Below are 13,300 nucleotides of genomic sequence, written 5' to 3' on the forward strand. Positions count from 1 at the left end.
AATCAATGTAAATTACTGGCAACGATGTGGTAGTTTATGTACCTTTTCTTCATCCACCGATAGGCAAAACAGTCGATAAAAGGCCCGGTGAGGCGATTCCACAAATGATATTTCGATTTTCCCGCTATACGTTGATAATGCCTTACAGGAATTTGTTGCACGTTGCCGTTCTGCAACAAAATGAGCGCCGGAAGAAACCGGTGCATCCCCTTGAACATAGGAATACGCTTGGCATAATCTGTATACATCACTTTAAGCGGGCACCCCGTATCAGAAACACCATCTCCCGTCATCATCCGCCGGTAACCGTTCGCTATCTTCGATTGCAGGTTTTTGAAAAAAGAATCCTTGCGGTTGGCACGAATACCCGTAACAAATTCACAATTAGCCAAACCGGGGAGCAGAAGGTTAAAATCATCCGCATCGGTTTGCATATCCGCATCCATGTACCCTACGTATTCCGAAAAGCAGTAATCGAAGCCAGCTTTAAGCGCAGCACTGAGCCCGCCGTTTCTTTTCATCTCAATATAGAAAAAACCGGGATGTCTGTCGCACATCTGGTGTATGCGGCTTCCACTATCGTCCGTTGAACCATCGTTCACAAACAAGACACACGTTTTATAAAGCGACTGAGGCAAATAATTGCTGAGTTTTTCTTCTAACCGGGCAATGTTGTCTTCTTCATTATAAACAGGGACAATAATGGTAAAGGTGTACTGCCCCGTTTGATTTGTACTGGTCTGCATAACTTTAAATCAACTCAAAAGTAATCGTTGACTTTACGATAAATTAATCTGCAAATGTAGTTATTTTTCTGTTCAGCCGGAATGTTTACCGCAAAGTTTATACATGAATCAAGCATCATTTTTCCATAAAAAAACTTCCGCTCCTTTTAGGAACGGAAGCTTTTCTCCATCAAATGCCTTCAGCCTACCGTACGGGTTCAAGGTACTGGGAGTAGCAATACCCCTCTTCACCGTCGTTGTCACGTACCAACCACCATTGGTCGTTCGCTTTGCTGATAAGCGTGATCACATCTCCGTGAGCTGCTTTTCCCACAATCGGCTGGTCCGTTCCAGGGCCTTTACGGATGTTCAGGTTGCTCTCACGGGTAACCACTTTTACTTTTCCACCTTCGGTGGCTTTAACATTTACGTCGAGTATCAGGTCGTTGTTTTTAAAATTGGGATCAATCCTGTCGTAGATTTCCCACATTTTGTCTTTCAAAGCACCCGAGGGGACCTCTCCCCTCACTCTTAACACGTTGCCTTCATCACTTACGGTTGCGCCATATTGCCGGGCAAGGTCAACCAGTTCCTTGTATTTTTCCTGTAATGCCATATCTCCGGTTATTTTACAGTAATGTTATTGACAACTTGCTGCGGATTAAGCGCATTTACCTTTTCCATCAACTTCTGTAAATCCCTCTTGCGAATTTCACCTGTCAACGTAACCACACCGTCCTTTACTTCTGCCTTAACGGTTGCGTGGTCCTTCAACGCATCAGCCAAGCCGGAATTAAGGGCAGCGTCAATAGCTGTAAAATCAGGGGCAGGAGGAACAACTTCGATGTTATTAACCACCGATTTAACATTTTCAACCGCTGCCACAGTAGTTTCTGCGTAAGCTTTGGATGCATCATCTTTTACCGTTCCCGAGAGTGTGGCTACCTGATCCAATACAGCCACTGAAACGTCTGCCAAATCGGGATTAGCGACCAACGCCATTTGGGCAGCAGCTTGCACATCAGCGTCTTTTACTTTTTTGCAGGAGGTTGTTGCAACCCCAACTGCAAGGATCAATGCAAGCATCGATACCAAACGAAATGCTTTCATAATTTACTGTTTTTAGTTAGTTAAACTTTTGATCATTTTATATTTAAACAATACATGTAATAAACGTATCGGATCATCGAAAAGTTTTATAAAAAACCATAAATTCAGAAAACTTTGGTGTACTTGTGGCAATATGGTTTTGTTCCCTTATGTTCGTAATACTGCTGGTGATAATTCTCGGCTTTCCAGAATGTAGAAGCCGGCTTAAGTGTTGTAGCCACTTTGTATCCTTTATTTGTCAGTAGGGCGATGTATTTTTCAGCAATCTCTTTCTCCCGAGGTGTTGAATAGAAGATACAGGACAGGTACTGCGGGCCAATATCGGGGCCTTGTCCGTTGGTTTGTGTGAAATCGTGGGTTTCGAAGAACAGCTTAACCATTTCTTCATAGGTTGTTTCCGCCGGATCAAAAACCACTTCAGTCGTCTCCAGGTGTCCAGTATTTTTCTGACAAACCTGTTCGTAGGTGGGATTATCCACGTGGCCGCCCATAAATCCGACATGGGTCTCTTTCACGCCTTTGGCTTTCATAAAAAAATATTCAGTCCCCCAGAAACAGCCGGAGGCAAAGTAACCCTTTCGCAGATCCGTATGGTCTGCAGGAATAAACTTCATGGAGATGGAGTTCACGCAATGGCGCGTCTGCTTGGCCGTAAAACCCTCTCCCAGAAAAACGTGACCCAGGTGCGCCCCGCAATTGTTGCAAAGAATTTCGGTACGTCGTCCATCTGCATCCCGGACGCGTTTTACAGCACCGACAATTTCATCGTCGAAAGACGGCCACCCGCAATTCGATTCGAACTTGTCTTCGGAACGGTAGAGCGGCGCATCGCACCGTTTACAAACGTAGGTTCCTTTGGCTTTGTTTTCCAACAGTTCTCCCGTGAAAGGGCGTTCGGTTCCTTTATGTAAAATAACAAACTCTTCTTCAGGAGTCAATTGATTATATCCCATAGTTATATATTGTTTTAAATTGATTTCCTTTTTACTTTTTTGCGCACACATGGTGAAGGTTGTGCTGACAAGAGCCAGTAAAAAAAATATCCGCAGACATTTCACCTGCTTGTTTTTTGCATGAAAGTCAGGTGGAATTTTTGTCGGTTCCATATTTCTGTGATTTTTAAGTGAAATGTATCTTGTTACAAAACGTAACCTGCAAATCCATACCGTCTCCGATACTTCAAGTAATCTAAATTCGCATCGTTATCAAATGCTTCACGCTCAAATCCAATGTTTCTGTACGCCAAAAGCCGATCCTTGTAAATAATCCATTTAATTACCCATTCCGTAATGTACCAGACATAAAATCCGATAACCAATAACTCCAGCATCTGCCGGGTATGAATCAACTCGTGGTTGATAATCTGCCTGCTTAACTCCGGCTGTTCCTTTCTGGCAAAAATGATCCCGAAAAGATTGATCGCGCGAAAACCCTTCACAGGAAGGTATTTTGAATAGATAATCTTCAAGCTGTCAATATTTGCCGATACCGTAACACATGCTAAAATTCAGTAACAAATTCAGTGATTACTGGTTTCAAAGGTAAAAACATTCTGTAAATTTTGTAACTTTGTAGGCTTAAAAATAAATAAAACGGAAATGGATAAAAATTTTTCTTTGGATTTACCTTATAAAATAACGGATATCTCCCTGGCCGGTTTCGGACGGAAGGAAATTGAAATTGCTGAACACGAAATGCCTGGGTTGATGTCAATCCGCAAAAAATATGCATCGGAAAAACCTCTCCAGGGGGCCCGCATCACGGGTTCACTGCACATGACCATACAGACTGCCGTACTGATAGAAACACTGGTTGATTTAGGAGCCGACGTACGGTGGGCCAGTTGCAACATATTCTCCACTCAAGACCACGCTGCTGCTGCGATTGCCGCAGCCGGAATCCCCGTTTATGCATGGAAGGGCGAAACGCTGGAAGAATATTGGTGGTGTACGGAGATGGCACTACGATTCCCCGGCGGGAAAGGTCCGAACCTGATCGTTGACGACGGAGGAGATGCTTCGTTGCTCGTGCACTTGGGTTATCGGGCAGAAAAAGATGCGAAAACCATTGATAGAAAAGGGGCCAATCGTGAAGAACAGGTAGTTCTGGATACGTTAAACCGTATACTGAGAGAAGACAGCCAACGCTGGCACCGCACTGTTGCCGAACTGAAGGGTATTTCGGAAGAGACCACAACCGGCGTTCACCGGTTGTACCAGATGATGGAAAAAGGGGAGCTGCTGGTTCCCGCCATCAACGTCAATGATTCGGTTACCAAATCGAAATTTGACAACCTGTACGGTTGCCGCGAATCACTGGCCGACGGCATAAAACGAGCCACCGACGTGATGATTGCAGGAAAAGTAGTGGTCGTGCTGGGTTACGGCGACGTGGGAAAAGGCTGTGCCAAATCCATGCGCTCCTACGGAGCCAGGGTTATCGTTACGGAGATCGATCCCATATGTGCCCTGCAGGCCGCCATGGAAGGATTTCAGGTAACCACCATGGAAGAAGCCGTGAAAGAAGGCAACATCTTTGTGACCACCACCGGAAACCGGGACGTGGTTACCATCGAGCATATGCACAACATGAAAGACCAATCCATTGTGTGCAATATCGGGCATTTCGACAACGAAATACAGGTGGACAAACTGATCAGTTTTCCAGGGATCGCTCACACTAATATCAAACCGCAGGTAGACAAATATACTTTCCCTAAAGGGAACTCCATATTCCTGCTTGCCGAAGGCCGTCTGGTAAACCTGGGTTGTGCAACCGGCCATCCTTCGTTTGTGATGAGCAATTCGTTTGCCAACCAAACCCTGGCACAGATTGATTTGTGGAAAAACGATTACGAAACAGGTGTATACCGGCTTTCCAAACAGCTGGATGAAGAAGTTGCCCGGCTTCACCTGGAACAAATCGGGGTGAAACTGACAACACTTACCCCCGAACAGGCCGGCTATATCGGGGTAAATATCGACGGGCCATACAAGCCGGAACATTATAGGTATTAACACGTTAGCAGAACTGTTAAAAAATTATTGCAATTTTATTTCCACAAGTTTTGCTTATTAAAATATTTTGATTTACCTTTGCACTCGCTTTTGAAAGAAAGCATTTAGGCTGATTCGCTAGCTCAGCAGGTAGAGCACATCCCTTTTAAGGATGGGGTCCTGGGTTCGAGCCCCAGGCGAATCACTTTCTAACAAATTAAAATAAAGAAAACCCCTGAATATCAGTCGATTTCAGGGGTTTTCTTTATTTATGTCCACCCGAAATAGTGCGAAAAAGAGCAGAAAAATCGGCCAAATAGGTGGACTTTTAATTTTAAGAAATTTAGTCCACCTATTTGATTGTTTTGCATTGATTATATGCAATTTACACTCTTTATTTTTGGTTTGCAAATAGTAATTTTACAATGTTAAATCAACTAAATTAGGTGGAAAAGAAAACAAATTATTTTTCGCTTCTGTTTTTCATTCGGAAAACACGATTATTAAAAAACGGTGAGGCACCCATTTGCCTCAGAATTACCGTGAACGGCAAAAGGGCAGAAATGCAATTAAGCAGAGATGTTGAAGGTTCTAATTGTAATTGTGAACGCTGAAGTTTCGGCAGTTGGAACAGGAAGTAGAATTGCTCCAACAAATCGCTGACGAAAAAGAAAAAATAATTGAAAACCTGAAACAAAAAGCCGAAAATCGTGAACGTGAATATTAAAATTACATTGTTTAGAGAGCGAAGTTGAACTCATAGCCTTTTATCTTCTTTAAACACAAAATCACCGAACCCAGAAGTAGTTTTCAGCCAAATACGGAAGTGATTATCCACTAAACACGGAAATAAAATACGTCCAAACACGGAAAATTCTTTGTAGTCATAAAGGAATTGTCTTTTTTTGCTCTATCACAAAACACGCAAAAATGAAGAATAACACCTATTTACCTCGCATTTGCGATAATTTACTGAAAGCGCTCTTAAAGTCATCCGGTGCAGTACTTATAGAAGGCGCCAAGTGGTGTGGAAAAACCAGAACGGCACGTCGCGCATCAGAGAACGTGCTATACATGCAAGACCCCGATAATTCGGCATCCTACATCGCTATGGCAGACACCAAGCCCTCTATGCTGCTCGCCGGCAAGGCGCCGCGTTTATTAGATGAGTGGCAAATGGCTCCCGTATTATGGGATGCTGTCCGTTTTGAAGTGGATAAAAGAGAAATGTAACCGCCCATACCGGAACGGGACGTATTGCAAGGTTGCTGCTGCGACCAATGAGCCTGTTTGAATCAATGAATTCGACCGGGACGGTTTCGCTTCGAGAATTATTTGAAGGCAAACAACAAATTGAAGGAATGAGCCGGTTAAGCATCGAAGAAATTGCCTTTTTAACTTGTCGGGGAGGATGGCCTGCCACCGTTGGGCAAGAAAAGGAAACCGCTTTGCAGATGGCTACAAACTACGTGGAAGCTGTTATCAATATGGATGTTCAGCGTGTGGACGAAATAGATAAAAGTCCGGATCGCGTGCGTATGTTGCTACGCTCATTGGCGCGTAATATCGCTACCACAGCATCCATACAAACCATAAAAGCCGACATTGAAGCTCACGAAACCGGCATCTCCGACAAAACAATTTCATCCTATCTCAATGCTCTACGTCGAATTTTTGTGGTTGAAGATTTACCGGCATGGCAACCGTCAATCCGCTCCAAAACGGCTATTCGCACATCATCTAAACGACATTTTGTTGATCCGTCTATTGCCACGGCTGTTATGCGTGCCAATCCCGATAGCATTTTGCACGATTTTGAAACATTCGGCTTTCTCTTTGAAGCTCTTTGCACCCGTGATATGAGAATTTATGCGCAAGCCAACGATGGCGACCTGTTTCACTACAGAGATAAAACTGAACTGGAAGCCGATATGATTGTCAGGTTGCGTAACGGAAAATGGGCGGCAATTGAGGTTAAATTAGGCAGTAAACAAATTGAAAATGCCGCTGCCAATCTGCTGCGACTGCAAAAAATTTGCCCGGATTGGTATGTGTATCGGATTAAAAATCCATGCAGCATTTCAGGCGGGATTAGACAAATCCCGCCGACCGACTAAATCCGATGGGACGAGGTTAAAAATTCATCAGTCCGTTATGCGGTATGATTCAATTTCGTATCTTTGTTTTAATAGTCAAATGATTTTTTTCACTTCAAACGAGAATTGTTTGATTTACAACATTGGACAGAGTCGCTCTATGATTTTTCACTTTCTGCTATACTTAATAATTGAACTTAGGAATGATAATCTACGCGATATACCACAAACCCATCGGCCATCAAAACTTGATAAAGATAATATTTATTATCTTTTCTTTAGTTTCCGTATCCTGCAATAAAACGAAACAGGTAAAGGTTACAGAGGTAAAAGAGATTGTACCTCTGATTGAGGATTCGTATGTGTATTATCCGGTAAAAGACAATCAAATTAAAGTTAACCTTAATAAACCGCAAAAGGCCTCTTTGTTTGATTATTTCAGTCATATTGAATTGATTCCTTTGGAAACAAGTGATAATATTCTAATCGGCTATTGTGAGGAAATTATTCATTATCAAAACAGGTATTATATTTTTGACAGGAATTCACTTAGTATTCATGTGTTTGATGACACGGGAAAATTCATATTTAAAATAAGTAAACACGGTCAAGGTCCTGGGGAATATATTGATATAACAAGTATGATCATTAATCCTTTCACTGGTAATATAGACCTCACGGGCTTGGGAAATATTTATAGTTACGACTTGTCGGGTAAATATATAAAAACCTTATTTCGCCCTGAGAACTCATCTGGTTATTATTGGAACTTCATACCGGTTAATGCAAACCTGTACGTTTGTTATGTAGGGATGAGTTTAGACCCGTATAAAATTAATTATTACGATGTGGGGAAGAATACAATTATTCGTAAAGAATATGAAGATGATATACTTTTAAATACCTATTTTTTTGTATCGACCAACTCACATACTCCATTTTACGAGTATCACGGGAAATGGTATTTTTATCGTTTTGTTGATAATACGACTTACGAAGTTGGTACAGATTCTTTGAAACCTGCGTACACGTGGAATTTTGGTAAACTAAACTATGATGCAAAGAATTTAAATTTACCGAATAAACCGTCGAGTATATCCATGCTTCCATACAAAATAAATCTTCAAGGTCAAAATAACAGGTATTTATTGGCCCAGATAGCATTAAAAAATTCTAAGGCGGATACGGGAGTTTATTTGATATATGATAAGTCTATCGATGAATGTAAATATATTGAATATTTTACTGAACAGGTAGATTTTCTGCCCAGAAAAGTAACGAACGAATTTGCTCTTTCCTGGTGTGATCATGGAACATTAGAAAAGTACGTTTCCGAAGGAATGCTAAATGAAAATAATCGACAAAAATTTCGGGATTTGGTAAATGCAAAAGAAGAAATGAATCCAGTTATCATTAAATATTTTTTCAAATAACTGAACCATTTTCCACATAAAGCATAACTACTTGATTATAAAGATTGTTTTTCAAGGACGATCATTTTAGTTTTGAAATAACAACCACCGCATTATCATTATCCGAAACGATTCCCAAGAATTCAACAAAACTTTTATCAGGATTTACAACCCGAAAAATCTATCATAGATTTGCCCCGATTGGTATTTGATAATTATTTTACCGATTTCAGTTTCCCAATCAAAATATAATTATTCCCCTCCTCATCAATATCTTCGTAAAGAGTTTTGATGTTGGGCAATTTCTGTTCAGACAAGTTGTTTTCTGTGTTACGGATTATTTTTCCCAATCCATCTTTCAGTTCGTGCGGATACATATTGGCAATAAAATAGCCGTCCTGATACAAAACACGTGAAGGAATGGAAATACCACCCAATTGATCGATAACCGGTTTTATGTAAGCGCCTTTCAACGTGCGTTTATCCACTATAAATTGTTTGGGAACAGGAGCATAAAACTGTCCGTTTTCATCCATCCGCTCCTGTTGGGCGATTATGGTTATCACATGGTCTGGTAAATCGATATACCAATGACTGAACGGTTCTGTTGCTGTAAATGTAAAGACCGGTTTCAAGCGGTTTTCGTTGCCCATATAGTAGTACAATGTGTCTTGTTTATCGGGCCACCCTGCCAGGTAAAAATCGATGTTTTGTGTGTTTCTATATGAAATTACTTCGTTTCCGTAATCCGGTTCAAGAGCGAAATATTCACTGCTGATTCTTTGCAGAATATTGCCTTGAAAATCTTGCTGCCACACAACATAATTATTCTGCCCTTTGAATGGTAAAATCATAATGGTAGCAATCTGTTTGTTCGTGTTTATGTTGAAGCGGGCTTTAGGCACAAATTCGGGTAAGGGGATATCCGACAGAAATTTGCCTTGAAGATTATATACCAATATCTTTTTTTGCATCCACGGCATCAGGTAAATGCGGTTGTTTTTCTCGTCAATTTGCGAATCATACAAGAACATATATTCTCCTGGACCTTGTCCTTTCCTACCGATTTCACAAAGGAAATTGCCTTGTCTGTCAAACAGTTTGTATTCATTTTCCATGGTATAAACACCTATATAATTTTCGCTTACAAACGTGTGGTAGCGCGAAACTAACGCCGAATCGGAGTTTTCAAGTTTTATCATCTCCAAATCAGACATTATGTTGCTCAAAGGAAAATCGATAGTATCTTTTACCAACGAAAAATCACACGTGATAACCGTGTCGCCGTTAATAATGCTTTTAGAAGCAACAACCAGGCAATCATCAAGCCCGCGTGCTTTTTTTTCTGCCGATTGTGTGCAACCGCATAGTGGCACCATTAAAATTGCAAACAAGAAAATGTTGATAGGTTTTCATTTAAGTTTCCAATATCATTCCTTTCTCAATACATTCCCGATATACCCCCATCAATATTTCTTCAAAATAAGCGCAAACGTCTTCGTTATTTTTGAAAGTAGTGCACTTTTTTTCTGACGAATTGCTTTTACCCGAAGACACTTCCCATCCATTTCGACTTTTTTCTATCCGGTATTTTTAGGTTTTAAAATCCAAATTAGCAGACGTTTAGGACACAATTTCCGAGAGAAAGCGATTGACGAGTATATCTTCACGAATCCTCTGCGGGGATGAAGGGTGTTTGTCAATCTTTTTTTGAGGGATAAAAAGGTAAGATTATTGGACCTCATTTTTTCGATTTAGTTACTCTTATTTTTTTTAGCTTCTTAATTTTCTCCTCCTCACCACCATCAACGGCAAAAATACCCATATCCCCACAATTGACATCGCCAACCCACCAATTGTACCCGCCGCCAACGGGAACCAGAACGCTTCCCTGGTTGTGCCCACCATAAACGGAATAAACCCCAGCATAGTGGAAACCACCGTAAGAAAAATCGGAATAATTTTGGAGTTCCACGCCTTGATGTAGGCTTTCAGCGATGAAAGTCCCGGACGTTCGCGACGAATCCGGTTAAAGTCATTCAGAATGTAAATACTGGCATTCACGGTAATTCCCGACAGCAGGATAAATGATGCGAAACCGCCCTGGTCGAAGTTCAGCTTGAACCCGTAAAACGTAAGAAACACCCCGATAAAGGACACCGGAATGACGAAGATCACCGCCAACGGCTGTTTGATGGAGTTAAACAATACGGTAGTGGTAAAAAATATGATTACAATCAACAAACCGATCAGCCAATATTGCTTGTTCTCTTTTTTACCCCATCCCCAGCCGGATTCTTCCTTTTCGGCGGTGTAGCCCATCGGCAGGATTTTGTTGAGCGCTTCCACTTCGCGGTCTAACACGCGCCCCGCCTGCGTGTTTGCACCGATGTAATCGAACTGCACCGCCAGGCGGTATTGCTGGTTCTCCTTGCCCACTTCCTGCGGAGCCTGCCCTTTGGAGATATCCGCCAGCTCGTCCAACCGATACATCCGGTTGCCCAGGTTATGCGCGATGTATTGCAGCGCCCAAATATCGTAATCCTTGCTTTGACGGCTCGCCAGCTTGATATCTTCGCGTTCGCCGTCGATAACCAAGGAGCCAGCCCATACATCTTTGGCAAAAACGGGTTGCAGCGAGGCAAACAGTTCGCCCGGCATAAAGCCTTCGGAAGCCAGCCGCTGCCTGTTCAGATCGAACGAGAATTCCCGGTAATCGTCCTTGTACCACGAGAAATTGGAATTAATCAGTACCTCCTTGATACGCCTGTAGGTCAGCAACCGGTTTTTGAGCGTGTCTGCCCAGGCCGTCAATTCGTCGTAGTTGTAGCCGTAGAGTTTCACGCGGTAACTTCCGGCAAATTCGGTCACGTCGTTACTGAACCCTTGATCTTGTAAACCGTAAACGCCCCAGCTTCCGCCGCCCAATTCCAACGCTTTGGTAATAACGCTGCTTTTGAGTTGATACGGGAAACCGCTCCGTTCCGATTCCCTGTTGAAAAATACCCGGATGGATGCCCGCCGCGCGTTGGGAATATCGGTTTGGAACTGTCGGATTTCGGAGAACCCGCTCAGGTACCGCTCCATCTTTTCAATCAGCGCGTTCATCTGTGGCAGGGTGGTTCCGTTGGGCATCGAAGCGGTGATGGTAAGCACCACCTCTTCGCTTCGTGTGAAGTAACTTCCTTGATACACTTTTTCCGAAAACAGGCGCAACGTACCACCCAGAGCTTTATTTACAACCGGTTTTACTTTCTCCTTGTAGGTGGAATTGTCGAAAATCCTGTTGTACCGTTCCGCGAATCCGGTTTCCTTTTCGATTTTGTCGGGAATCAGGAAAACGGGCAAACCGAACAGCAGCACGATTGCCGTAAAGGGAATCCATTTATATCTTGAAAGTATGCGGATCATTCCGCTGTAAAAGCGATTGAAATAAACGGTCAGCCGTCGTGGACGGATAGGCAGACGGCGAAGCCAACCCCGTCTTTTCATCGGCCTGCGCTTTTTCAGTTTGATTTTCTCCACCATCGCCGGCACGAAAAACAGCGCCACCGCCAGCGATACCGAGAGATTGATCATTACCACGGCGGCGAAATCCTGCAAGTTGAGCCGTATCTTTTCATCCAGAAAGAAAATGATGGACAAGGCGCCCACCGTGGTCATCGTTGCCGCCAGAATGGGCATGAAGGCGTTGCGGTTTTGCCGGTGCACCAGGTGGTCGGTCATGATGATGGTGTTGTCGATAATCAGACTGAGCGAAATGGTAATGCCCGCCAGCGAATAAAGCTGGATCTCCAAACCGAAGAGGTAATAAAAGATGACGGCAACGGCAAGGTTAATTGCCAGCGTAACGGCAATAAGAAACAGGTAACGCGGATTTCGGGTAATAAGCAAGACGAAAAGCAGCAGGATAAGCACCGTCAACCCGCTTCGCAGGTAAATCTTGTTCAGTTCGGTATGGATGTATTCCGTGGCATCGTAGCTGTTGTGAATTTCGTAACCGGGAGGAAGTGTGCGGCGGAGTTCGTCGATGGTTTCGTGCACCTGCCTACTCAACCGCAGCTGGTTGGCAGTTTCTTCCGCCGTGAGCGACAGGTAAATCGAATTCAGCCCGTTGATGCGGTAATGGCTGTTGGGCGCTTGTTCGGTGTGCACAACTTTTACCAATTGATCCAAGCGGATAAGCGCACCGTCGCGGTTTTTCACGGTGATGGCGGAGGCATCGAACGCGTTGTCATCTTCCCCCGAAACCAACATGATGCGCATCCACGAAGGCGTATCGTTTCCGTTTTGCGTTTCCGCCATCCCCAGAAAATCGGTGGAATGGTACATTGAAACGGCCTGGCGGATGTCGTTTACCGTTATTCCGAGAGCTTGCAGCCTGTCGGCATCGTAGGTCAGTTGCCACTCCAACGGCGTAGCGCCGCGAACGTCGATTTTGTACAATCCGGCAATATCGCTCAATCGTTGTTTAATGGTGTTTTCGGTGTATCTCTGGATGACGATGGGCGTGGCGGCTGAATTAACCGTAAAGGTCATAAAAGGCCGCGATGCATTCTCATCGGGACTGCGGACGGATATGTAGGGATAGGAAACTTCACGGGGCAGATCGTTCCACGTCTGCCGGACAATGGTGGAGGCTTCAAAGCGGGCGGCGTCGACGGGCGTATGCTTGTCCAGTTCGAGGGTGATGTTTCCCCAGCCGTTACCCGATGTGGAATAGATGTTTTTCACACCATTGATACGTGCCAGCATCGCTTCGAGCTTCGAGGTGGCTTCCATTTCCACGATACGGGCGGAGTTGCCGGGCATCGAGAAATAGACCGTTAAACTCGGCAGTGTGCGTGAGGGAGCCAGCTTAACCGGCAACATCGGGATAAGGGCAATGCCCATCATCGCGATGCTGAGGAAAGCGACAATGACGGTAAAGGAGGATATGGAGTTTTTTTTGCTCATTTATT

The 13,300-nt window shown here is 43.6% G+C and carries 12 protein-coding genes and 1 tRNA gene; 6 read left to right on the forward strand and 7 right to left on the reverse strand.

Annotation, left to right across the window (positions count from 1 at the left end):
* Positions 1-2 precede the first annotated feature (2 nt).
* The 5 genes from KCV26_15025 to KCV26_15045 form a co-directional block, all read right to left on the reverse strand.
* Positions 3-746: a glycosyltransferase family 2 protein gene (locus KCV26_15025; GenBank protein ID WZX36588.1), complete on the reverse strand. Its 744-nt coding sequence runs from the start codon at positions 744-746 to the stop codon at positions 3-5.
* Between the two features lie 184 nt (positions 747-930).
* Positions 931-1,341, reverse strand: coding sequence for an SH3 domain-containing protein (locus tag KCV26_15030; protein ID WZX36589.1), 411 nt, complete (start codon positions 1,339-1,341; stop codon positions 931-933).
* An 8-nt stretch (positions 1,342-1,349) separates the two neighbouring features.
* Positions 1,350-1,835, reverse strand: a complete 486-nt coding sequence (locus tag KCV26_15035) for a BON domain-containing protein (protein WZX36590.1) — start codon at positions 1,833-1,835, stop codon at positions 1,350-1,352.
* A 104-nt stretch (positions 1,836-1,939) separates the two neighbouring features.
* Entirely contained in the window at positions 1,940-2,788 is an 849-nt protein-coding gene (locus KCV26_15040; GenBank protein ID WZX38409.1) for a bifunctional methionine sulfoxide reductase B/A protein, read from the reverse strand.
* 185 nt (positions 2,789-2,973) lie between these two features.
* Complete coding sequence (locus tag KCV26_15045; GenBank protein ID WZX36591.1) at positions 2,974-3,303, reverse strand: hypothetical protein; 330 nt, start codon at positions 3,301-3,303, stop codon at positions 2,974-2,976.
* A gap of 130 nt (positions 3,304-3,433) precedes the next feature.
* Between KCV26_15045 and KCV26_15050 the strand changes: the two genes are divergently transcribed.
* From KCV26_15050 to KCV26_15075, 6 genes are all read left to right on the forward strand, one after another.
* Complete coding sequence (locus KCV26_15050; protein ID WZX36592.1) at positions 3,434-4,852, forward strand: adenosylhomocysteinase; 1,419 nt, start codon at positions 3,434-3,436, stop codon at positions 4,850-4,852.
* Between the two features lie 111 nt (positions 4,853-4,963).
* Positions 4,964-5,036, forward strand: a tRNA-Lys gene (locus KCV26_15055).
* Positions 5,037-5,277: 241 nt separating this feature from the next.
* Complete coding sequence (locus KCV26_15060; GenBank protein ID WZX36593.1) at positions 5,278-5,445, forward strand: hypothetical protein; 168 nt, start codon at positions 5,278-5,280, stop codon at positions 5,443-5,445.
* Between the two features lie 316 nt (positions 5,446-5,761).
* On the forward strand, positions 5,762-6,064 hold the full coding sequence (locus KCV26_15065) for an ATP-binding protein (protein WZX36594.1): 303 nt from the start codon (positions 5,762-5,764) through the stop codon (positions 6,062-6,064).
* A 65-nt stretch (positions 6,065-6,129) separates the two neighbouring features.
* Positions 6,130-6,948 carry a DUF4143 domain-containing protein gene (locus tag KCV26_15070; protein WZX36595.1) on the forward strand — a complete coding sequence of 273 codons (819 nt, stop codon included), beginning with the start codon at positions 6,130-6,132 and terminating at the stop codon, positions 6,946-6,948.
* A 227-nt stretch (positions 6,949-7,175) separates the two neighbouring features.
* Positions 7,176-8,360 (forward strand): 6-bladed beta-propeller, encoded by a 1,185-nt coding sequence (locus KCV26_15075; GenBank protein WZX36596.1) that lies wholly within the window; start codon positions 7,176-7,178, stop codon positions 8,358-8,360.
* 194 nt (positions 8,361-8,554) lie between these two features.
* On the opposite strand, the gene KCV26_15080 is transcribed toward KCV26_15075, so the two are convergent.
* Positions 8,555-9,718 (reverse strand): 6-bladed beta-propeller, encoded by a 1,164-nt coding sequence (locus KCV26_15080; GenBank protein ID WZX36597.1) that lies wholly within the window; start codon positions 9,716-9,718, stop codon positions 8,555-8,557.
* 394 nt (positions 9,719-10,112) lie between these two features.
* Positions 10,113-13,295: an efflux RND transporter permease subunit gene (locus tag KCV26_15085; protein WZX36598.1), complete on the reverse strand. Its 3,183-nt coding sequence runs from the start codon at positions 13,293-13,295 to the stop codon at positions 10,113-10,115.
* Between the last annotated feature and the right edge of the window lie 5 nt (positions 13,296-13,300).

The organism is Petrimonas sulfuriphila, assembly GCA_038561985.1.
In the GTDB taxonomy this organism is placed as follows: domain Bacteria; phylum Bacteroidota; class Bacteroidia; order Bacteroidales; family Dysgonomonadaceae; genus Petrimonas; species Petrimonas sulfuriphila.